This is a genomic window from Achromobacter xylosoxidans (genome assembly GCF_001457475.1).
GTDB lineage: Bacteria > Pseudomonadota > Gammaproteobacteria > Burkholderiales > Burkholderiaceae_B > Achromobacter > Achromobacter xylosoxidans.
On the sequence record NZ_LN831029.1, the window covers coordinates 5387786 to 5407036 of the forward strand.

Consider the following 19251-nt stretch of genomic DNA (forward strand, 5'->3'; position numbering starts at 1 on the left):
GCGTTACTCGGGCGCCTGCATGCCCAGCGCGGCGGCGACACGCGCCGCGTCGGCCCGGGCCTGTTGCAGCGTCGGCGCGACGATGGTGACGTGGCCCATCTTGCGGCCGCGGCGCGCCTCGCGCTTGCCGTACAGGTGCAGCTTGGCCGTGGGCACCGCCAGCGCGGCGGCCCAGTCGGGCTCGCGCTGCGTGTCGCCGGTAGCCGACGGATACCAGATGTCGCCCAGCAGGTTCAGCATCACGGCCGGCGCCAGCAGGTCGGTGCTGCCCAGCGGCAGGCCGGCCATGGCGCGCGCCTGCTGCTCGAACTGGCTGGTGACGCAGGCGTCCATGGTGTAGTGGCCGCTGTTGTGCGGACGCGGCGCGATCTCGTTGACGATCAGGCTGCCGTCCTGGAGCACGAAGAATTCCACGCACAGCACGCCGTGGTAGCCCAGGCCCTGCGCGATGGCCTGCGCGGCCGCGGTGGCCTGCGCCTGGCGTTCGGCGTGGGCGGCGTCAAGCTTGACCGGCGCCGCCGTCGACACGGCCAGGATGCCGTCGCGGTGCACGTTGCGCGCCACCGGGAACACCACGCTGGCGCCGTCGAAACCGCGCGCGATCACGACCGAGATCTCATAGTCCAGCGGCATCAGCGCTTCCAGCACGCAGGCCACGCCGCCGAACTCGGCGAACGCGGCCAGCGCAGCCTCGCGCGAATCGATGCGGGCCTGGCCCTTGCCGTCGTAGCCCAGGCGCGCGACCTTCAGGATGCCGGGGAACAGGCTGTCGGGCGCGGCGCGCAGGTCGGCCTCGCTGCGGATGGCGGCGTGCGGCGCGACCGGGATGCCCTGGCTGGCGATGAAGGCCTTCTCGGCGATGCGGTCCTGCACGATGGCGACCGCGTCGGCGGCCGGGCTGACGCGGCAACGCGCCGCCAGCGCGCGCAGGCTGTCGGCCGGCACGTTCTCGAATTCGGTGGTGACGGCCTGACAGGTCTGCGCCAGGCGCGCCAAGCCGTCTTCATCGTCATAGGCGGCCTGGATGTGCAGGTCCGCCACCATGCCCGCCGGGCATTCGGCGGCCGGGTCCAGCACCGCGACCTTGTAGCCCAGGCTTTGCGCCGCGTGGCAGAACATGCGGCCCAGCTGGCCGCCGCCCAGCAGGCCGAGCCAGCCGCCGGGGGCAATGGTGAAAGCAGTCGATTGCGTCATGGGGATCAGGCCTCGGGCGGAACCTTCATGTCGCGCGCGGCCTGCGTCTGGCGCGCGCGGAACGCCACCAGCTTCTTGTGCAGGCCGGCATCGGTGCCCGCCAGCGTGGCGATCAGGTGCAGCGCGGCGTTGGCGGCGCCGGCCTCGCCGATGGCGAAGGTGGCCACCGGCACGCCCTTGGGCATCTGCACGATGGACAGCAGCGAATCCTCGCCGCGCAGGTACTTGGACGGCACCGGCACGCCGAACACCGGCACCTCGGTCAGGGCCGCCATCATGCCCGGCAGGTGGGCCGCGCCGCCCGCGCCGGCGATGATGCCGCGCAGGCCGCGGTCGAACGCGGCGGCGCCGTACTCGGCCATGTCCTGCGGCATGCGGTGCGCGGAAATCACGCGCGCCTCGTACGGCACGCCGAAGTCTTCGAGCATGGTGACGGCGTGCTTCATGACCTCCCAATCGCTGGAAGAACCCATAATCACGCCCACCACGGGGGTGGCGTCTGCCGCTGCGGAAGTCTTGGCTGTCATAACCGGTGTCGAGTCGTTGAAAGGCCGCGGCCGTGCCGCGAAACCCGGTATTTTACCCGGCGCCGGCGCCACCCCTATGGCGTATTGCCCGAACCCAGCCAGAGATACCCGGCGGGATTGTCCGGGCAGGGCCCGAAACCGCATTGCAGCGTGGTGCTGCCCAGGTTGGCGAGCACCATGATGAAAAACAGGGCCATGATGACCACGCCCAGCACCGACACCGGCCGCTTGAGCATGTTGTCGCCCCATTTGCGGTCCACCGACAGCATCAGCACGCAGAACACGATCAGGGCGCCGAAGGCGATGAAGGCCCAGGTATAGAAGTGCAGGCCCAGGAACGGCGTGCCGTAGCCGGCATCGCCCGGGGCGATGTGCAACAGCACCTGGCGGCCCGACGCCACCATGCCGCCCAGCGAGGCGGCAATGGTCATGGCGTAGTGCATGGGAGACGGGCCCAGCCGCAGGTTCAGCAGCAGCCCCACCCCGGCCAGCATGAAGGCCACGCGTTGCAGCAGGCAGAGCGGGCACGGCAATTCGTCGTAGGCGAATTGCCAGGCGAAGGCCAGCCCGAGGATGGCGGTCACGCCCAGCAGGGCCAGGACGTTGAGCACGCGCGAGCCGCGCGCGGGATTGCGGGAAAAGATCATGTCGGCGGGGCCTACAGCGACAGCGCCAGCGGGCTGGTCATGTGGAACTGGCACCAGGCGGCGAACACCGCCAGGGTGATCAGCCAGAAAGCGACGCAGGGACGGCGCTTGCCCAGCAGGCCGAACCAGACGGCGACCAGTCCGGTCAGGAAAGGCAACATCATGATCATGCGCAGCTCCTTTCTGCATCCGGTGGGCGGCCAGGCCCAGGCGGCGGCTGCGGGCCGCGTCCGGCAAGTTGACAGAGAGAAAGCCGCGCGGGCGCGCCGACGGCTTCCTGTTGCAAGTTGCCGGCGAGTATAACGTAACAATACGCAATAATTCTTACCGAAAAACAGGGATTTCCCTGACGAACGGTCTGCGCCGGGTAAAAAAAACCGCCCGGCGATCGGGCGGTCTTTCGGGCGGTCTTTCGAATGGGCGGCGCGTCAGGCCACCAGGCGGTCGAGCGCTTCGCGATACTTGGCGGCCGTCTTTTCCAGCACGTCCTGCGGCAGGCGCGGCGCCGGCGGGGTCTTGTCCCAGGTCTGGGTCTCGAGCCAGTCGCGCACGAACTGCTTGTCGAACGAAGGCGGGCTGATGCCGACGCGGTAGCCGTCGGCCGGCCAGAAGCGCGAGGAGTCGGGCGTCAGCACTTCGTCCATCAGGTACAGCGTGCCGTCGTCGTCCAGGCCGAACTCGAACTTGGTGTCGGCGATGATGATGCCCTTGGTGGCGGCGAAGCGGGCCGCCTCGGCATACAGCTTGAGCGTGACGTCGCGGATGCGCTCGGCCATTTCCTGGCCGACTTCCTTGACCACATGCGCGAAATCGACGTTTTCGTCGTGCATGCCGAACTCGGCCTTGGCCGCCGGCGTGAAGATCGGCTCGGGCAGCTGGCTGGCCTGCTGCAGGCCGGCGGGCAGCTTGATGCCGCAGACGGCGCCGGTGGCCTGGTAATCCTTCCAGCCGGAACCGATCAGGTAGCCGCGGGCCACCGCTTCCACCAGGATCGGCTTGAGGCGCTTGACCACCACGGCGCGGCCGCGCACCTGGTCGACTTCGTCGGGCGCCACCACGTCTTCGGCCTTGATGCCGGTGGAGTGGTTCGGCAGGATGTGGGCCAGCTTCTGCAGCCAGAACTCGGTCAGTTCGGTCAGCACCTGCCCCTTGCCGGGAATGGGATCGTCGAGGATGACGTCGAACGCCGAGATGCGGTCCGACGCGACGATCAGCAACTTGTCGTCGCCCACCGCGTACATGTCGCGGACCTTACCGCGGCCCAGCAGCGGCAAGGACTTGATGCTGGATTGATGCAAAGCAGAAGTCACGGAAAAATGGCCTATGGCAAAAATGGGGGTCGCGCAAAGCGCATAGGTTACTGCAAATAGCCCCGTCTTGCCGCGCGGCGGGCCCCGGGTTAGTCTGGCCGGATTCCAAAAATGCGCCGGCCGCGCACCGCGTCACGGCGCCCCCTTTACCCCTGGAGGAGACAGAGTCGTATGCAGGATGCAACCCAGAAACGCCCGCCGCACGCCGACGCGCAGGTCCACCTGACCGGCGGCTGCCAATGCGGCGCGGTGCGCTACGCGGTGACCGAAGAGCCGATCATGGCGGCCACCTGTCATTGCCGCGATTGCCAGTATTCCAGCGGCGGCGCGCCGGCCCACGCGCTGATCCTGCCGGCCGGCTCGGTCACCCTGCTGCGCGGCAAGGCGCGCGAGCACCGCTACCAGGGCGATTCCGGCCACACCGTGATGCGCAGCTTCTGTGCCGACTGCGGCACGCCGCTGTTCGGCGGCTCGGAGGGCATGGGCTACGAGGTGGTGCGGGCCGGTTCACTGGACGACCCCGAGGCCTTCCACACCCGCGTCACCATGTGGACGGACTCGGCCCCGTCCTGGCACCACGTGGACAGGACCGTGCCGCATTTCCCCCGCAACGCGCCGCCCGCCTGACGGGGCCGGCGCGCAAAGAAAAAAAGGCGGACCCGCCAGGGGCCGCCTTTTTGCTGCCCGCCTTCCGGGGAAGGCGGCCGGTGGCTTACTGCACCACCTGGGTCAGCTTGCCCGAGGCGTACTGGGCGGCGATCTCGGTCAGCGGCAGCGCCTTGATCTTGCTGGCGTTGCCGGCGGTGCCGAACTCGGTGTAGCGAGCCACACAGATCGCCTTGGCGGCGGCGCGGGCCGGCTTCAGGTATTCGCGCGGGTCGAACTTCTCGGGGTTCTCGGCGAAGAAGCGGCGGATGGCGCCGGTCATGGCCAGGCGGATATCGGTGTCGATATTGATCTTACGCACGCCGTACTTGATGGCTTCCTGGATTTCCTCGACCGGCACGCCGTAGGTTTCCTTCATGTTGCCGCCGAATTCACGGATCTCGGCCAGCAGTTCCTGCGGCACGCTGGAGCTGCCGTGCATCACCAGGTGGGTGTTGGGCAGGCGGGCGTGGATTTCCTTGATGCGGGCGATCGACAGGATGTCGCCGGTGGGCTTGCGCGTGAACTTGTAGGCGCCGTGGCTGGTGCCGATGGCGATCGCCAGGGCGTCGAGCTGGGTGCGGCGCACGAAGTCGGCGGCCTGCTCCGGGTCGGTCAGCAGCTGGTCCATGGTCAGCTTGCCGTCGGCGCCGTGGCCGTCTTCCTTGTCGCCCTGCATGGTTTCGAGCGAGCCCAGGCAGCCCAGTTCGCCTTCGACCGTCACGCCCAGCTTGTGGGCCACGTCCACCACCTTCTTGGTGACCTCGACGTTGTAGTCGTAGTCGGCGATGGTCTTGCCGTCTTCCTTGAGCGAGCCGTCCATCATGACGCTGGAAAAGCCCAGGTCGATGGCGCCCTGGCAGACCTTGGGCGACTGGCCGTGGTCCTGGTGCATGACCACGGGGATGTGCGGGTAGGACTCCACGGCGGCCTGGATCAGGTGCTTCAGGAAGCCTTCGCCGGCGTACTTGCGGGCGCCGGCCGAGGCCTGCATGATCACCGGGCTGTCGGTCTCCGCCGCGGCTTCCATGATGGCCTGGACCTGTTCCAGGTTGTTGACGTTGAATGCCGGGATGCCGTAGCCGTGCTCGGCGGCGTGGTCGAGCAACTGGCGCATGGAGACTAGGGCCATGAGTGGTCCTCCTTAGGTACTGTCGATTGAAAGATGGTTGAAATCAAGCGGAATGGTGAGATTTTACGGGGGATTCGAAGAAAGGTCTTGAAACGACGGGTATCCCTATCCGCCAGGACTAAACCGGCCGCCCGAGCCGCGGCCGGGCGCCTCCCCCATAAGCAGGCCCGCCGTTAGGGGCGGCCGGCGCGCGGCACGTCCACCCGCGTCACCAGGATCCGCCCTTCGGGCCGGGCGCGGCGGTTGGCCTCGATGAAATCGGGCGCCGCCGCCATGAACAACGTCTTGCCGTCCGGCCCGCCCAGCGCCGCCGCAAAGATGCCCAGTTCGCCGGTATCGATTTGTTCCAGAATCTCGCCGCCGCGCGCCAGCCGCACGATGCGCTTGCCGATCGCGTCGGCCACCCACAGCGCGCCCTCGGCGTCCAGCGCGCCGCCGTCCGGCCCGATGGCCGACGCTTCGATCAGCACCGACAGGTCGTCCGACTCCGGCAGGGCGCCGAAGTGGGCCCAGTCGCGCCGCGGCCCCAGCGCCCCGTCCGCCAGGATGTCGAATTCCGAGATCCGGTTGCCGAAGGTCTCGTTGACGATCAGGGTCTTGCCGTCGGGGGTGATGAACGAACCGTTGGGAAACCACAATCCGTCCGCCACCACCTGGGCCACCCCGTCCGGATCCACCCGCACCAGGGTGGTGGTGGCGAAAGGCTCGCCAGCCATCAGGTCGAAACCGAAATTGCCCACGTAGGCGCGGCCCAGCTCGTCGACCACCATGTCGTTGACCGGTCCGCCGGTCAGGGCGGACAGGTCGCAATGCGTGACCAGCCGGCCGTCGGGCTCGCGCCGCAGCAGCTTGCGGTCCTTCATGGAGGAAATCAGCAGGCGTCCGTCCGGCAGCCACCCCAGGCCGGACGGCTGCTCCAGGACCCGGCAGATGACTTCCACCCGGCCCTCCAGGTCGACGGCGATGACCTTGCCTGTATAGAAGTCCGATGCCCACAGGCGCCCGTCGCGCCAGCGCAGTCCCTCCAGGAAGGTGTACCCCGAGGCCAGCACGGACAATTCGCGTTGCGGCATGGCTTTGTCTCCCACGGCTTTCTCCTTATTGGTGACGGCGGGCCTGGCAGGCCCAATATCTGTATGGATGGCGCCCGCCCCGGGGCAACGCCTGGGCGTCCCGGGGCCAGGCCATTTTGTCATGAGGCCGGCGCGGCGGCAGTCGGGGTTGACCCGTCCCCAACCTGACAACTAACTGTCAGGTTGGCGGCGTTAACATCGCGCCCCAAGGGTTAACCCGCGCCGGTTGCCCTCCGGCATATCCGTCATTGGACCGATCCGCCCCGCCCCATGCCGGCGGGTAAGGCCTTCCCCCGGGCCGACCGCGACGATCCCCGTTTTCCTGTTTTTGAAGATGAATACAAAGAAGCTGACGCGTTACATCGGCATCGCCATGGTGCTGGGCGTCGTGGTGGGCTATTTCTGCAACAAGTACGCGCAGAACGCGCAAGAGGCCAAGGAAATCGCCTCGTACTTCAGCCTGATCACCGACATCTTCCTGCGCATGATCAAGATGATCATCGCGCCCCTGGTATTCGCCACCCTGGTGTCCGGCCTGGCCAGCATGAGCGATGCCAGCGCCGTCGGCCGCATCGGCCTGCGCGCCATGTTCTGGTTCATCGCGGCCTCTGCCATCTCGCTGCTGCTGGGCCTGGCGCTGGTCAACATCTTCCAGCCCGGCGCGCACCTGAACCTGGCGCTGCCCGACGCGGCCGCCACGGCCGGCCTGAAGACCGGCGACTTCACCCTCAAGGCCTTCATCGCGCACGTGTTCCCCAAGAGCATCGCCGAAGCCATGGCCAATAACGAGATCCTGCAGATCCTGGTGTTCTCGCTGTTCTTCGGCGCGGCGCTGTCGTTCATCCGCGGCAAGGGCCACAACACCATCTACAACATGATCGACGAGCTGGCCAAGATCATGTTCCGCGTCACCGACTACGTGATGCGCTTCGCGCCGCTGGGCGTGTTCGCCGCCATGGCCGCCGCCATCACCACCGAGGGCCTGGGCGTGCTGGTCAGCTACGGCAAGCTGATCGGCGAGTTCTACCTGGGGCTGGCGCTGCTGTGGGCCATCCTGTTCGGCGTGGGCTACCTGTTCCTGGGCCGTTCGACCTTCCGCCTGGGCGGCCTGATCAAGGAACCGACCCTGCTGGCCTTCTCGACCGCCAGCAGCGAATCGGCCTATCCCAAGACCATCGAGGCGCTGGAGCGTTTCGGCGTGTCCAAGCGCATTTCGGGTTTCGTGCTGCCGCTGGGCTACTCGTTCAACCTGGACGGCTCGATGATGTACCAGTCGTTCGCGGTGCTGTTCATCGCGCAGGCGTACAACATCGAGATGAGCTTCTCGCAGCAACTGACGCTGCTGCTGGTGCTGATGGTGACCAGCAAGGGCATGGCGGGCGTGGCGCGCGCCTCGCTGGTGGTGGTGGCGGCGACGCTGCCGATGTTCCACCTGCCCGAGGCCGGCCTGCTGCTGATCATGGGCATCGATCAGTTCTTCGACATGGGCCGCACCGCCACCAACGTCGTCGGCAACAGCCTGGCCACCGCCGTCATCGCCAAGATGGAAGGCAAGGAAGAGGACCTGGCGGCCGCCGATGCCGCCGCCGACACTGCCACCGGCGCGGTTTCAGCGCCGCCGCGCACGGCCTCGCGCGAGGCCTGAGCCAGGCGCGCCGACTCGTTCCAGAACCGCAAGCACGGGCCCCGCGATGAATGCGGGGCCCGTTTTTCATGAGTCGGCCGATCCCGCGGCCCGCCTGGGGCCGCCGCGTGGATTCAGTCGTTGACCGAACACGACACCGGCGCGCCGTCCTCGAATTCCACGTCGTAGGTGTGCACCGGGTCCCAGGGCAGCGTGAACCACAGTTCATAGCCGTCGCCGTCCTCGTCGAACAGCCAGAGGGCGCGCAGCACGGCCTTCCCGGCCATCGCCTCGGCGGTTTCCTCGCCCAGCAGTTGGTCGTCCTCGATGCCGAGCTTCTTGTAGTGTTCGTACGAGTAGTTGTCCAGCAGGAAGTCGGCCGCGGCCAGGACCTGCTCATCGAGATTGTCGATGATGGCCTTGACCACCTTGGACGCCGCGCCGGAGGGCTCCTCGCCGTCGGTCTGCACCATGACGTGGATGGGCGGACGCCCCTCGCCCACAGGCACGTTTTCGGCGGCCCAGAGATCGGGTTCTTCGGGGTCCTGGGTGAAATTGAATCGTGCCATCACGCGCTCCGGAAAATAAGGCAGACGGGCCGCTCGCCCGCTGGCGGCGTCCTCGTCCGCCCATTTAACCAGATGCGCGTGCCGCCCGCTTGTCCGGCGACAAGGTCTGGCGGTTTCCTCAGGCCGCCACCAGGCCGTCGGCCTCGGCCGCGCGCGCGGGCGTCGGCGCGCGCGCCGGCGCATAGTGGGTCGAGAACACCAGGCGGCCGGCGCTCCAGGTATGGCTGATGAGCGGCAACGCGCCAACCTGCGCCACGGCCACCAGGTCGGCGCGCTGGCCCACCGCGATGCGGCCGCGATCGGCCAGGCCGCAGGCGTCGGCCGGATTCGCCGTCACCAGCGCGATCGCCTGCGGCAGCGTCAGGTCGGTCTGCGCCGTCACCGCGAAGGCCGCGGCGATCAGGGTCGAGGGCTGGTAATCCGAGCACAGACAGCTGGCCACGCCCGCGCGGATCGCGTCGATGGCGCGCATCGAACCGCTCTGGCTCTTGCCGCGCAGCACGTTGGGCGCGCCCAGGATGGTGGGCAGGCCGCAGGACACCGCGGCGCGGGCGGTATCGAGCGTGATCGGAAACTCGCTCATCGCCACGCCCAGGTTGCGCATGGTGGCGATGCGATGGATCGAATCGTCGTCATGGCTGGCGGTGGGGATGCCCCGGTCGCGCGCATGCGCCAGCAGCGTTTCCACACGCTGCACCGCGCCATCCTTGGCGCGCGCCTTGGCATGCGCGGCCTCCTCGGCCTGCTCGCGGCTCATGGCGTGGTTGCCGATCATGTATTGCAGGTATGACTCCAGCGTCTTGAACTGGCCCTGGCCCGGCGAATGGTCCATCACCGACAGCAGGTCCACCGCGCCCTCGTCCATCAGCTGCCGCAACACCGGCACCGAGGTGGCGTCGGTCACTTCGTAGCGGCAGTGCACGCGGTTGTCGACCAGGCTGTGCTGGCGGAAGGCGCGCACGCTGCGCACCACCTGCGCGGCGGTGTCGTTGTTGCGCACGCCCCATTCGCTGTTGGCGAACGACAGCGCATGATAGGGCGTGGTGATGCCGGCCGCGGCGTTGCGGCGATCCACCTGCGCCACCGCGAAATCCAGCGGGAACAGCACTTTCGAGCGCGGCTCGGCTTCCTTTTCGATGGCATCGCAATGCAGGTCGACCAGGCCCGGCACCAGCGTCAGGCCGCGCAGGTCGATCTCGCGGTCGGCCGCGGCGCCATCGGGCGCGATGGCGGCGATGACGCCGTCGTCGATCAGGACGGCGCTGTCTTCCAGCACGCGGTCGGGCAAGACGACGTGGGCGTGGGTCAGGTAGGTGCTGGTCATGCTCACTCCAATTCGACGGCGGCCTGCGCGGGACGCAGGGCCAGGACCCGCGACGCCACCGCGTCGCGCACTTCTTCATCGTGGAAGATGCCCAGCAGGCAGCGGCCGGCGGCGCGCGCTTCGCGGATCAGCGCCACCACCACCGCGCGGTTGTCCGGATCCAGCGACGCGGTCGGCTCGTCCAGCAGCAGGATGGGATGCCGGGCGATGAAGCCGCGGGCGATGTTGACCCGTTGCTGTTCGCCGCCCGAGAACGTGGCGGGCGCCAGCCCCCACAGCCGCTGCGGCACGTTCAGGCGGCGCAGCATGGCGGCGGCGCGCTCGCGCGCCTCGCCGGCGTCGATGCCGGCCATGCGCAGCGGCTCGGCCACCACGTCCAGCGCCGACACGCGCGGGATTACCCGCAGGAACTGGCTGACGTAGCCGATGACGTCGCGCCGCAGCGCCAGAATGCGCTGCTCGGGCGCGCCGACCAGCTCGACCCAGCTGTCGCCGGCGCGCACGCGGATGCTGCCTTCGGTGGCCAGGTAGTTGCCGTAAAGGCAGCGCAGCAGGGTGCTCTTGCCGGTGCCCGACGGGCCGGCCAGCACCAGGCAGTCGCCGGCGGCGGCGTCGAAATCGACCGCCTCCAGCACCGGCAGGCGAATGCCGCCCTGGTTGTGCAGGGTGAACATCTTTCCGAGGCCCCGCACCTCGATCATGGGAGTCGCAACGGTCATGGTCAGCTCTGCAAAATGGAAGACACCAGCAACTGGGTGTAGGGATGCTGCGGGTCGTCGAGGATCTGGTCGGTCAGGCCGCTTTCGACCACCTCGCCGCCGCGCATCACCAGCGTGCGATGCGCCAGCAGGCGCGCCACCGCCAGGTCGTGCGTCACCACGATCGCGGCCAGGCCCAGGTCGGTCACCAGCTGGCGCAGCAGGTCCAGCAGGCGCGCCTGCACCGACACGTCGAGCGACGCGGTCGGCTCGTCCATGAACACCAGGCGCGGATGGGTCACCAGATTGCGGGCGATCTGCAGGCGCTGCTGCATGCCGCCGGAGAACGAGGCCGGCGCGTCGTCCAGGCGACCTGCGTCGATCTCCATCTTTTGCAGCCAGCTGCCCGCGGCCTGGCGCAACTCGCCGTAGTGGCGGTCGCCCACCGCCATCAGGCGCTCGGCGATGTTGGCGCCGGCGCTGACCTGCATGCGCAGGCCGTCGCGGGCGTTCTGGCGCACGAAGCCCCAGTCGGTGCGGGCCAGCAGCCGCAGGCGCGCGCCGGACAGCGCGGCCAGGTCGGTGAAGCCCTGGTCGCGGGTGTCGTACCAGACGCTGCCGGCGTCGGGCGCGGTCTGGTACGACACGGCCGACAGCAGCGTGCTCTTGCCGGAACCGGATTCGCCCACCACGCACAGCACCTCGCCGGGGAACAGGTCGAAACTGACGTTGCGGCAACCGTGCACGCCGTCCCAGGTGCGCGTCATGCCGCGCACGGAAAGCAAGGGTTGGGCGTTCATGCGGTGGCTTCCTTTTCGGCTTGCGCGGCCTGGCGGTCGTTGCAGTATTCGGTATCGGAGCAGACGAAGCGGCGCGTGCCGGCGTCGTCCAGGATGATCTCGTCCAGGAAGCTGTCGCGCGAGCCGCACAGGTCGCAGCATTCCGACCACTTCTCCACGGTGAAGGGATGGTCCTCGAAGTCCAGGCTCTTGACCCGGGTGTACGGCGGCACCGCGTAGACCCGCTTCTCGCGGCCGGCGCCGAACAGCATCAGCGCCGGGCTGTTGTCGAGCTTGGGGTTGTCGAACTTCGGGATCGGCGACGGCCGCATCATGTAGCGGTCGTTGACGATCACGGGATAGTCGTAGGTGGTGGCGATGTGGCCGTGCTGGGCGATGTCCTCGTACAGCTTGACGTGCATGCCGCCGTATTCGGCCAGCGCGTGCATGGTGCGGGTCTCGGTCTCGCTCGGTTCGAGCCAGCGCAGCGGCTCGGGGATCGGCACCTGGAACACCATGATCTGGTCGGCCCGCAGCGGCGTTTCCGGAATGCGGTGGCGCGTCTGCACGATGCTGGCGTCGCGGGTCGATTCGGTGGTGGCCACGCCGGTCACGCGGCCGAAGAAGCGGCGGATGTTGATGGCGTTGGTGGTGTCGTCCGAGCCCTGGTCGATCACCTTGAGCACGTCGCCCGGGCCGATGATCGACGCGGTCACCTGGATGCCGCCCGTGCCCCAGCCGTAGGGCAGCGGCATCTCGCGGCTGCCGAACGGCACCTGGTAGCCGGGAATCGCCACCGCCTTGAGCAGCGCGCGGCGCAGCATGCGCTTGGTGGACTCGTCGAGGTAGGCGAAGTTGTAGTGGTCGTCGCGTTCGACCGCGGCGCCGGGAGTATGGGAAGTTTTCATGGGGCAACGGCCTCGTCCAGCTGGCGGGTGGTCTCGGGGGCCGGCGCGGCGCGTTCGGCGCGCAGGCGGCGCAGCAGTTCCAGGTTGGCCTGGAAGTCCACGTAGTGCGGCAGCTTCAAGTGCTGCACAAAGCCGGAGGCCTCGACGTTGTCGCTGTGGTACAGCACGAACTCATGGTCGTTGGCCGGCGCATCGGCGCGTTCACCCAGGTCGCGCGCCTTCAGGGCGCGGTCCACCAGCGCCATCGACATGGCCTTGCGTTCGCCGTAGCCGAAGGTCAGGCCATAGCCGCGGGTGAACTTGGGGCCTTCCTCGGCATTGCCGGAGAACTGGCTCACCATCTGGCATTCGGTGATCTCGATCTCGCCCACCGTCACGGCGAAACCCAGTTCCTCGATGTGCATCTCGACTTCCAGGGAGCCGTAGCGGATCTCGGCGGCGAACGGATGCGTGTTGCCGTAGCCGCGCTGCGTGGAATAGCCCATCGACAAGAGAAAGCCCTCGTCGGCGCGCGCCAGGTTCTGCAGGCGCGCCGCGCGCGAGGCCGGGAAGTCCAGCGGCTGGCGCGTCAGGTCGAAGGGCTCGGGATCGCCTTCGGGCACCGGCTCGGCGTCGATCAGGTCGTCGTGCGCCAGCAGGTCCGTCACGCGTGGCATGGCGCTGTCCAGCGGCTCGCCGGCCGCCGGCAGGGCGTCGGCCTCGCGCTCGGCTTCCAGCGAGAAGTCCAGCAGGCGCTGGGTGTAGTCGTAGGTCGGCCCCAGGATCTGCCCGCCCGGCACGTCCTTGAAGGTCGACGAGATGCGGCGCTGCAGGCGCATGGCGCCGGTGTCGATCGGCTGGGTGTAGCCGTAGCGCGATAGCGTGGTGCGGTAGGCGCGCAGCAGGAACACCGCCTCGATCACGTCGCCGGCGGCCTGCTTGAGCGCCAGCGCCGCCAGTTGCGGATCGTAGAGCGAGCCTTCCGCCATCACGCGCGACACCGCCAGCGGCATCTGTTCGCGGATCTGGTCCAGGCTCAGTTCGGGCAAGGCCCGGTCGCCGCGCCGGTAGTCGTCCAGCATGCGGTAGGAATTGAGGATGGCGCGTTCGCCACCTTTGACGGCCACGTACATGTCAGCTCTCCACGCGCGTGCTGCGGGGCAGCGCGCACAGTTGCCGTCCGTGCGTCAGGAACACGTCGACGCCCAGCGGGAAACGTTGATGGTTGATGCGCCAGTCGCGCCAGAAGCCTTCCGGCAGGCCGGCGGCGCGCAGCGCCTGGCGGCCCTGGATGCCGGGACCGGCCAGCGAAACCTCGGGGCCGGCGTCCAGCGATGCGACCTCGATCAGCAGCGTGGTGGACAGGTCCGGATAGGCCGGGTCGCCCGGGTGGCAGGACGCCAGCGTCGGCGCCGCGCTACCGGCCGGCACCACGGCAAAGCGCGCCAGCGAGGCCGACGGCACCACCGGGCAGGCGCAATGGAAGCGCAGGAAGTCCAGCACGCCGGCGTCCAGGCCCTGCGGCAGCCAAAGCGGCGTGTCCACGTCCACCAGCGTCAGCAACAGCGCGGTCAGCGCCGGCGACAGGCCGGCCGGCACGCCGCAGGTGGCGGCCACGTCGTACACGCGGCCCGGATGCGCCATGGCATCGAGCGCGGTGCGGAAGGTGGTCTGCGCATCGTTCACCGGATCCGCGAAGCCCGGCAACAGCCGGCGGCTGGCGGCCGCGGCGCCAAGAAGTTCTTGATGCATGTCAGTCCTCGCCTCGCACCATCGTGAAAAATTCGACCTTGGTCTGCGCCGCCACGCGCGCCTGGCGCTCGATGCGCTCGGCGCGTTCGCGCGCCAGCGGCTGGATCAGCTGCGCCTGCACCGTGTCGTGCCAGTCGGGCAGTTGCAGCAGCGCGTCGGCCACCGCGGCCTGCTCGGCATGGCGCAACGAGCGGCCCTGCACGTAGGCGATGCCGACCACGCCGTTGTCCAGGCTGACGGCGCAGCGTGTCACCGTCATTTCACCCAGGTTGAAACGCGCCCCGGTGCCGCCGCTGCGGGCCCGCACCATGGCCATGCCGGTCTGCGCCGGGCGCAGCATCTGGTGCGGCGGCAGCCCGCCGAGCGAGCCGAAGGCCCCTTCCAGCATGGCCGGATCGGCCAGCGCCAACACCCGCATCCAGGCGGTCCGTCGCGCCTGGATTCCGCCCTGCGCTGTTTGTGGATGGTCCATTATTTCCTCTAAACGTCTAGACGACTGGATGGAGTATGATCGCGTTCAGAAGCAAGTTCAACAGCCTGGTGTGAATTTTTGATGACAGTTGCGGCAGGGACGCATCGCCTATCCCCCGCCCGCCGCTTGGTGCACAATCACAGCCATTCCTGATGAAGCTGATATGACAGCACGAGCACATTCCATGGTCGAAAGAGGTTCCGGCATCGCCGTGTGGCGACAGATTGGCGAGTCCCTGGCGGACGACATCCGCAACAAGCTGTACACGGCGGGCGAACAACTGCCCTCCGAACCGGAACTGGCCGCCAAGTTCTCCGTCAACCGCCACACCATCCGGCGCGCCATGGGCGAACTGGAACAGAGCGGACTGGTGCGCATCGAGCAGGGCCGCGGCACCTTCGTGCAGGAACACGCCATCGACTACGCCATCGGCAAGCGCACGCGCTTTTCCGAGAACCTGCGCAGCCAGGGCATGCTGGGCCACCTCGAAGCGCTGGGCAGCCAGACGCTGCGCGCGGCCGAGATCGCCAAGCACCTGGGCCTGGCGCGCAACGCCCCGCTGCTGCGGGTGCAGATGGTCGGCAAGGCCGAGAACCGCCCCATCAGCGCCTCGGAACACTACTTCGACGAAAAGCGCTTCCCCGATTTCATCGAGCGCATGAACACCCTGCGCTCGGTGTCCAAGGTCTACGCCCATTACGGCATCGGCGACTACACCCGCAAGTGGTCGCGCATCACCGCCACCCTGCCGTCGCCGGAGGTGGCGCGCATCCTGGGCCAACCCAAGACACGCCCGATCCTGCAGGTGGAAGCCCTGAACGTCGACCAGGCCGGCGCGCCGCTGCAATACAGCATCACCCGCTTCGTGGGCGACCTGGTGCAACTCATGGTGGCGGACGACAGTTGAGCGCGGCTGCGGCCGCTTTCCGGCGGCCGCGCGGGCGGCACGGCGATTTCACTCATCTAGACATCTGGTTGTAATGCAACACCGCTAACTTCCCTTCATGAACCAAGCACACGCCCCCTCGCCCCTGGCCGGTGTCACAGGCCAACGTATCCTGACCCCGCGCGGCATCGAGCACGCCAGCCTGCGATTCCACGCCGGACTGATCGACGACGCCGGCGGCACGCCCGCGCGCGGCGCGGCCTGGTTCGACGCCGGCGACCTGCTGGTGCTGCCCGGCATCGTCGACCTGCACGGCGATGCCTTCGAGCGCGCCATCATGCCGCGCCCCAGCGTCACCTTCCCCTACGACGGCGCGCTGTTCGACGTCGACCGCCAGTTGCTGGCCAACGGCATCACCACCGAATTCCACGGCGTCACGCTGTCGTGGGAAGGCGGCCTGCGCGGCGAGGCCTACGCCGAGCGCATGTTCGCCGCGCTCGAACGCATGCGGCACCTCATGGGCGCGCGCCACTACGTGCATCTGCGCTTCGAGACCCACCACGTCGGCGGCGTCGAGACCGCCCAGCAATGGATCCGCGACGGGCGCGTGCGCTTCGTCGCCCTCAATGACCACCTGCCCAGCATGGCGCGCCGCCTGGGCGATGACCGCAAGCTGCTGCAATACGCCGACCGCGCCGAATGCGACCTGGACACCTTCCAGGAGCGCATCCGCCGCGCCATGGGCGCGGCCGACTCGGTGGCCGACGCCATGCGCGAGCTGACCGCCAGCGCCCAGGCGGCCGGACTGCGGGTCGCCTCGCACGACGATCCCGACGCCGCCACCCGCCGCTACTACCACCAACTGGGTTGCGGCGTGGCGGAATTCCCGCTGACGCGCGACGCCGCCAGCGTGGCCCGCGACCTGGGCAACTCGGTGGTGTTCGGCGCGCCCAACGTGGTGCGCGGCGGCAGCCACACCAACGCCCCCAGCGCCACCGAAATGGTCCGCGCCGGGTTGTGCGACATCCTGACCTCCGACTATTACTACCCCGCGCCGCTGGCGGCGGCGCTGCGCCTGGTGAACGACGGCGTGCTGCCCCTGGAGCAGGCCTGGAACCTGGTGTCGCTGAACCCGGCGCGCGCCGCCGGCCTGCAGGATCGCGGCATGCTGGCGCCCGGCCTGATCGCCGACGCCATCGTGGTCGACGACCAGGTGCCCGGACTGCCGCGCGTCTGCGCCGCCATCGTCGGCGGCGAGCTGCGCTACGCCACCCGCGCCTTCGGCGACGACCGCCACCAGCGCATGGCGGCCTGACCATGCCGTCGGCCCACCGCTACGCGCTGTATCTCGCCCCCACCGGCCCCTGGCGTGAGCTGGGCAGCCGCTGGCTGGGCCGTTGCGCCGACACCGGCGCGGCCCTGCCGCCACTGCCCGGCCAGCCCGAGGCCGCGCGCGACTGGACCGCGGCGCCGCGCCATTACGGCCTGCACGCCACGCTGAAGCCGCCCTTCCGGCTGCGCGCCGGCGCCACGCCGCGGGATGTGGACGCCGCCGCGCGCCGCCTCGCCGCCGGCGACAGCGCCTTCGGCATCCAGCTCGAATGCGAGCCGCTGCGCGGCTTCCTGGCCTGGCGCATCGCATCCTCCGACGCCGACGGCCGCGCCCGCATCAACGCCCTGGCCGCCGCCGCCGTGCGCGGCCTGGACGACCTGCGCGCCGCGCCCGGCGCCGACGAACTGGCCCGGCGCCAGGCGCATGCGCTATCGCCCGAACAGCAGGCCATGCTGGCGCGCTGGGGCTACCCCTACGTGTTCGATACCTTCACCTTCCACATCACGCTGACCGGCAAGCTCGACGGCGAAGCGCTGGAACAGGCCCGGGCAGGCATCGCCGCCTTCGCCGACCCATTGCGCGGCCAGCCCATGCCGGTGCCCGGCGTGAGCGTGTATGTACAGCCGGAAGCGGGCGCCGACTTCATCGCGGCGCGCCACTACCGCTTCGACGGCGGCCACGTCGACGCGGCGGGCGCGGCCTACCTGGAAGGACCAGCCGCGGCATGAACCCGCCCGTTCCCGCCAGCGGCGAACGCCTGGTCTACCTGATGGGCGCGTCCGGCAGCGGCAAGGACACCCTGCTGCGGCTGCTGCGCGCCGGCCTGCGCGGCGACGAACCGGTGCTGGTGGCGCACCGCTACATCACCCGCGACAGCGGCGCCAGCGAGGACGCGCTGCGCCTGAGCGTCGATGAATTCGCGCGCCGCGCCGCACTGGGCTGCTTCGCCCTGCGCTGGGCCAGCCACGGCCTGCATTACGGCATCGGCATCGAGGTCGATACCTGGCTGGACGGCGGCGCGGCCGTCATCGTCAACGGCTCGCGCGCCCACCTGGCCGAAGCGCACCGGCGCTATCCGGCGCTGACGGCGGTGGAGATCACCGTCGATCCCGCGCGGCTAGCGCAGCGGCTGGCGGCGCGCGGCCGCGAATCCCCTGAACAGATCAGCCAGCGCCTGTTGCGCGCCGCGCAGGACTTCCCCGTCCCCGACGGTTGCCGCCTGCTGCGCGTCGCCAACAACGGCGCGCCGGAAGCCGCCGCCGCCGAATTGCTGGATATCGCCCGCGGCCGCCTCATCGCATAGACCGCGCGGAGCGCCAGGCAGCCCGGACGCGGCCGCACGCCTCAAGCCCGCGGCCGCGCGTCCTGGCCAAGGTCCGCGCACAACTCCAGCAGGATGTCCGAAAAGCGTTCCTCGGCCGCCAGCGCCTGCTCGCGCCGGCGGCGGATCAGGTTGATGGGCGGCAGCTCCCAACCGAAATCCCACGGCACCATGCCGAGCTTGCCGCGCTGGCACAGCTCGCGCGCGATGTCTTCCGGCACCACCGACACCAGCGCGGGGTTGGCGCTGAGCATGCCTTCGATCACGTCGGTGGAATAGGCCTCCAGCACCGGCGATGGCGAGCGCAGGCCGGCGCGGATGAAGTGTTCGACGATCAATTGCCGCGTCGGCGTGTTCACCGCCGGCAGCACCCAGTCCATCCCCGCCAGTTGCGCCCAGTCCGGCGCCCGCCGCGCCAGGCGCTGCGCCAGGCGGCTGTGCGCGATCACGCGCGGCCGCTGCCGGTACAGCACCCGATGGTCCAGGTCATCTTGCGCCACCGTCGACGTGGCGCGGCTGATGACGCAGTCGAGTTCGTGCCGCCGCAGCATCGGCACCAGGTGATCGGTCGTCGCCCGGTGCAGCGTCAGGGTGACGCCATGGCGCTGGTGCAGCCGGCCAATGGCCGCGGTCAGCAGCGCGCTCGATACATACGGCACCACGCCCACGTGCAGGTGGGCGGCCCGGCCATCGTGCAGCGCCTCGACCTCGCGCGCCCACAGGTCCAGGTCGCTCTGCATGCGCCGGGCGCGCACCAGCGCCAGCTCGCCCAGCGGCGTGGGCTGCATGCCGCGCCCGGTGCGCAGGAACAGCGGCGCGCCGAAAATGGCCTCCAGCTCGGCCAGCGCCTTGGTGGCGGCCGGCTGGCTGATGCCGGTGGCCGCCGCCACGCGCGTCAGCGTGCCGTGGCGGGCGATGTTTTCCAGCAGCACCAGGTGGCGTTGACGCAGGCGGTTGGCAAGTCGGGCGGCATCCCAGGTCACGGGCGCATTCCTATAACTGATTGGTTATTCAATTATGCCAACAATGGCTTCCTGAGTTATTTCAGGCTCCTATACTGCGACGAAACCCATCCTTG

22 protein-coding genes are annotated in these 19251 nt (G+C 69.0%); 6 read left to right on the plus strand and 16 right to left on the minus strand.

All coding sequences use genetic code 11. The features are described 5' to 3' along the window. Window positions 1–3: 3 nt before the first annotated feature. From AT699_RS24225 to AT699_RS24240, 5 genes are all read right to left on the minus strand, one after another. Window positions 4–1194: a 5-(carboxyamino)imidazole ribonucleotide synthase gene (locus AT699_RS24225; protein WP_024070131.1), complete on the minus strand. Its 1191-nt coding sequence runs from the start codon at window positions 1192–1194 to the stop codon at window positions 4–6. A gap of 5 nt (window positions 1195–1199) precedes the next feature. Continuing rightward, the gene (gene purE, locus AT699_RS24230; protein ID WP_026383173.1) at window positions 1200–1721 is read right to left on the minus strand and encodes a 5-(carboxyamino)imidazole ribonucleotide mutase; all 522 of its coding nucleotides are present in this window, start codon (window positions 1719–1721) and stop codon (window positions 1200–1202) included. 74 nt (window positions 1722–1795) lie between these two features. Next, window positions 1796–2368 carry a disulfide bond formation protein B gene (locus AT699_RS24235; protein ID WP_024070133.1) on the minus strand — a complete coding sequence of 191 codons (573 nt, stop codon included), beginning with the start codon at window positions 2366–2368 and terminating at the stop codon, window positions 1796–1798. A gap of 11 nt (window positions 2369–2379) precedes the next feature. Continuing rightward, entirely contained in the window at window positions 2380–2538 is a 159-nt protein-coding gene (locus AT699_RS32020; RefSeq protein WP_006385555.1) for a DUF5993 family protein, read from the minus strand. Between the two features lie 258 nt (window positions 2539–2796). Next, window positions 2797–3678: a phosphoribosylaminoimidazolesuccinocarboxamide synthase gene (locus AT699_RS24240; RefSeq protein WP_006385556.1), complete on the minus strand. Its 882-nt coding sequence runs from the start codon at window positions 3676–3678 to the stop codon at window positions 2797–2799. A gap of 171 nt (window positions 3679–3849) precedes the next feature. Here AT699_RS24240 and AT699_RS24245 point away from each other — a divergent pair, with 171 nt between their 5' ends. Next, a complete protein-coding gene (locus AT699_RS24245; RefSeq protein ID WP_024070134.1) occupies window positions 3850–4305 on the plus strand; it encodes a GFA family protein in 456 nt (151 codons plus the stop codon). A gap of 85 nt (window positions 4306–4390) precedes the next feature. On the opposite strand, the gene fba is transcribed toward AT699_RS24245, so the two are convergent. Together fba and AT699_RS24255 are read right to left on the minus strand one after the other, a co-directional pair. Further along, entirely contained in the window at window positions 4391–5455 is a 1065-nt protein-coding gene (gene fba, locus AT699_RS24250; RefSeq protein ID WP_006385558.1) for a class II fructose-bisphosphate aldolase, read from the minus strand. 173 nt (window positions 5456–5628) lie between these two features. Further along, on the minus strand, window positions 5629–6528 hold the full coding sequence (locus AT699_RS24255; RefSeq protein ID WP_053499955.1) for an SMP-30/gluconolactonase/LRE family protein: 900 nt from the start codon (window positions 6526–6528) through the stop codon (window positions 5629–5631). A gap of 334 nt (window positions 6529–6862) precedes the next feature. Here AT699_RS24255 and AT699_RS24260 point away from each other — a divergent pair, with 334 nt between their 5' ends. Then, on the plus strand, window positions 6863–8173 hold the full coding sequence (locus tag AT699_RS24260) for a dicarboxylate/amino acid:cation symporter (RefSeq protein ID WP_006385560.1): 1311 nt from the start codon (window positions 6863–6865) through the stop codon (window positions 8171–8173). Window positions 8174–8286: 113 nt separating this feature from the next. On the opposite strand, the gene AT699_RS24265 is transcribed toward AT699_RS24260, so the two are convergent. From AT699_RS24265 to phnG, 8 genes are all read right to left on the minus strand, one after another. Further along, window positions 8287–8721 (minus strand): hypothetical protein, encoded by a 435-nt coding sequence (locus AT699_RS24265; protein ID WP_006385561.1) that lies wholly within the window; start codon window positions 8719–8721, stop codon window positions 8287–8289. Window positions 8722–8839: 118 nt separating this feature from the next. Continuing rightward, window positions 8840–10045 (minus strand): alpha-D-ribose 1-methylphosphonate 5-triphosphate diphosphatase, encoded by a 1206-nt coding sequence (locus tag AT699_RS24270; protein WP_024070136.1) that lies wholly within the window; start codon window positions 10043–10045, stop codon window positions 8840–8842. A gap of 2 nt (window positions 10046–10047) precedes the next feature. Further along, a complete protein-coding gene (phnL, locus tag AT699_RS24275) occupies window positions 10048–10764 on the minus strand; it encodes a phosphonate C-P lyase system protein PhnL (protein WP_047993249.1) in 717 nt (238 codons plus the stop codon). Window positions 10765–10766: 2 nt separating this feature from the next. Further along, complete coding sequence (phnK, locus tag AT699_RS24280; RefSeq protein ID WP_006385564.1) at window positions 10767–11543, minus strand: phosphonate C-P lyase system protein PhnK; 777 nt, start codon at window positions 11541–11543, stop codon at window positions 10767–10769. Beyond that, window positions 11540–12430: an alpha-D-ribose 1-methylphosphonate 5-phosphate C-P-lyase PhnJ gene (locus AT699_RS24285; protein ID WP_024070138.1), complete on the minus strand. Its 891-nt coding sequence runs from the start codon at window positions 12428–12430 to the stop codon at window positions 11540–11542. Before AT699_RS24285 ends, phnK begins: the two co-directional genes overlap by 4 nt. Next, entirely contained in the window at window positions 12427–13542 is a 1116-nt protein-coding gene (locus AT699_RS24290; protein WP_020926721.1) for a carbon-phosphorus lyase complex subunit, read from the minus strand. The genes AT699_RS24285 and AT699_RS24290 overlap by 4 nt, the downstream gene beginning before the upstream one ends. A gap of 1 nt (window position 13543) precedes the next feature. After that, window positions 13544–14161 (minus strand): phosphonate C-P lyase system protein PhnH, encoded by a 618-nt coding sequence (phnH, locus tag AT699_RS24295; protein WP_024070139.1) that lies wholly within the window; start codon window positions 14159–14161, stop codon window positions 13544–13546. 1 nt (window position 14162) lies between these two features. Then, entirely contained in the window at window positions 14163–14633 is a 471-nt protein-coding gene (phnG, locus tag AT699_RS24300; RefSeq protein ID WP_006385568.1) for a phosphonate C-P lyase system protein PhnG, read from the minus strand. 184 nt (window positions 14634–14817) lie between these two features. On the opposite strand from phnG, the gene phnF reads away from it, so the two are divergent. From phnF to phnN, 4 genes are all read left to right on the plus strand, one after another. Then, complete coding sequence (gene phnF, locus AT699_RS24305) at window positions 14818–15540, plus strand: phosphonate metabolism transcriptional regulator PhnF (protein WP_006385569.1); 723 nt, start codon at window positions 14818–14820, stop codon at window positions 15538–15540. Between the two features lie 97 nt (window positions 15541–15637). After that, complete coding sequence (locus AT699_RS24310; RefSeq protein ID WP_020926717.1) at window positions 15638–16834, plus strand: alpha-D-ribose 1-methylphosphonate 5-triphosphate diphosphatase; 1197 nt, start codon at window positions 15638–15640, stop codon at window positions 16832–16834. 2 nt (window positions 16835–16836) lie between these two features. Next, complete coding sequence (locus AT699_RS24315; RefSeq protein ID WP_024070140.1) at window positions 16837–17580, plus strand: DUF1045 domain-containing protein; 744 nt, start codon at window positions 16837–16839, stop codon at window positions 17578–17580. After that, a complete protein-coding gene (gene phnN / locus AT699_RS24320; RefSeq protein WP_006385572.1) occupies window positions 17577–18155 on the plus strand; it encodes a phosphonate metabolism protein/1,5-bisphosphokinase (PRPP-forming) PhnN in 579 nt (192 codons plus the stop codon). The genes AT699_RS24315 and phnN overlap by 4 nt, the downstream gene beginning before the upstream one ends. 41 nt (window positions 18156–18196) lie before the next feature. Here phnN and AT699_RS24325 read toward each other — a convergent pair whose 3' ends face one another. Next, window positions 18197–19156, minus strand: coding sequence for a LysR family transcriptional regulator (locus AT699_RS24325; protein ID WP_024070141.1), 960 nt, complete (start codon window positions 19154–19156; stop codon window positions 18197–18199). Window positions 19157–19251: the final 95 nt, after the last annotated feature.

What these genes read in the sequence shown, in the direction of transcription:
- AT699_RS24225 (WP_024070131.1), bottom strand. Translation starts at nt 1,194, where the DNA reads ATGACGCAATCGACTGCTTTCACCATTGCCCCCGGCGGCTGGCTCGGC.
- purE (WP_026383173.1), bottom strand. Translation starts at nt 1,721, where the DNA reads ATGACAGCCAAGACTTCCGCAGCGGCAGACGCCACCCCCGTGGTGGGC.
- AT699_RS24235 (WP_024070133.1), bottom strand. Translation starts at nt 2,368, where the DNA reads ATGATCTTTTCCCGCAATCCCGCGCGCGGCTCGCGCGTGCTCAACGTC.
- AT699_RS32020 (WP_006385555.1), bottom strand. Translation starts at nt 2,538, where the DNA reads ATGATCATGATGTTGCCTTTCCTGACCGGACTGGTCGCCGTCTGGTTC.
- AT699_RS24245 (WP_024070134.1), top strand. Translation starts at nt 3,850, where the DNA reads ATGCAGGATGCAACCCAGAAACGCCCGCCGCACGCCGACGCGCAGGTC.
- fba (WP_006385558.1), bottom strand. Translation starts at nt 5,455, where the DNA reads ATGGCCCTAGTCTCCATGCGCCAGTTGCTCGACCACGCCGCCGAGCAC.
- AT699_RS24255 (WP_053499955.1), bottom strand. Translation starts at nt 6,528, where the DNA reads ATGCCGCAACGCGAATTGTCCGTGCTGGCCTCGGGGTACACCTTCCTG.
- AT699_RS24260 (WP_006385560.1), top strand. Translation starts at nt 6,863, where the DNA reads ATGAATACAAAGAAGCTGACGCGTTACATCGGCATCGCCATGGTGCTG.
- AT699_RS24265 (WP_006385561.1), bottom strand. Translation starts at nt 8,721, where the DNA reads ATGGCACGATTCAATTTCACCCAGGACCCCGAAGAACCCGATCTCTGG.
- AT699_RS24270 (WP_024070136.1), bottom strand. Translation starts at nt 10,045, where the DNA reads ATGACCAGCACCTACCTGACCCACGCCCACGTCGTCTTGCCCGACCGC.
- phnL (WP_047993249.1), bottom strand. Translation starts at nt 10,764, where the DNA reads ATGACCGTTGCGACTCCCATGATCGAGGTGCGGGGCCTCGGAAAGATG.
- phnK (WP_006385564.1), bottom strand. Translation starts at nt 11,543, where the DNA reads ATGAACGCCCAACCCTTGCTTTCCGTGCGCGGCATGACGCGCACCTGG.
- AT699_RS24285 (WP_024070138.1), bottom strand. Translation starts at nt 12,430, where the DNA reads ATGAAAACTTCCCATACTCCCGGCGCCGCGGTCGAACGCGACGACCAC.
- AT699_RS24290 (WP_020926721.1), bottom strand. Translation starts at nt 13,542, where the DNA reads ATGTACGTGGCCGTCAAAGGTGGCGAACGCGCCATCCTCAATTCCTAC.
- phnH (WP_024070139.1), bottom strand. Translation starts at nt 14,161, where the DNA reads ATGCATCAAGAACTTCTTGGCGCCGCGGCCGCCAGCCGCCGGCTGTTG.
- phnG (WP_006385568.1), bottom strand. Translation starts at nt 14,633, where the DNA reads ATGGACCATCCACAAACAGCGCAGGGCGGAATCCAGGCGCGACGGACC.
- phnF (WP_006385569.1), top strand. Translation starts at nt 14,818, where the DNA reads ATGGTCGAAAGAGGTTCCGGCATCGCCGTGTGGCGACAGATTGGCGAG.
- AT699_RS24310 (WP_020926717.1), top strand. Translation starts at nt 15,638, where the DNA reads ATGAACCAAGCACACGCCCCCTCGCCCCTGGCCGGTGTCACAGGCCAA.
- AT699_RS24315 (WP_024070140.1), top strand. Translation starts at nt 16,837, where the DNA reads ATGCCGTCGGCCCACCGCTACGCGCTGTATCTCGCCCCCACCGGCCCC.
- phnN (WP_006385572.1), top strand. Translation starts at nt 17,577, where the DNA reads ATGAACCCGCCCGTTCCCGCCAGCGGCGAACGCCTGGTCTACCTGATG.